The sequence below is a fragment of the Weizmannia acidilactici genome, from assembly GCF_008974185.1.
Classification (GTDB): domain Bacteria; phylum Bacillota; class Bacilli; order Bacillales; family Bacillaceae_C; genus Weizmannia; species Weizmannia acidilactici.
Genome location: NZ_BKZP01000115.1, coordinates 1 through 299, shown reverse-complemented (window position 1 = coordinate 299; position 299 = coordinate 1). Strand labels below are relative to the sequence as shown.

Here is a 299-nt window from a genome sequence, read left to right as displayed (position 1 = left end):
TTTCAGCCGGTGCAATTCTTTTTGCAGGTTCAGAAATTCTTCCGGGGTAAAAGAGCTCCCGTCATCCAGCTTAACCGGTTTTTGTTTTCTGATCCATTTGTAGATTGTCGTTTCAGACAGGCCATATTCGCTGCAGATCTGTTTTACTGGTGTTCCAGTTTGATAAAGCTCAACCACCATTTCTTTAAATTCAGCATGATAACTTTTACGTTTTTCGCTTGTGTTACCCATATCAGGACACATCCCTTCGTTAATATTATATTTCACTAAAGGGTGTCCATGAAACTATACTAGCATCA

General features: G+C 39.5%; 1 protein-coding gene. It reads right to left on the bottom strand.

Annotated elements, in window-relative coordinates; translation table 11 throughout:
• A partial coding sequence (locus BpJC4_RS15945; protein ID WP_172968391.1) for a transposase occupies positions 1 to 231 on the bottom strand: 231 nt, incomplete at its 3' end.
• Positions 232 to 299 lie beyond the last annotated feature (68 nt).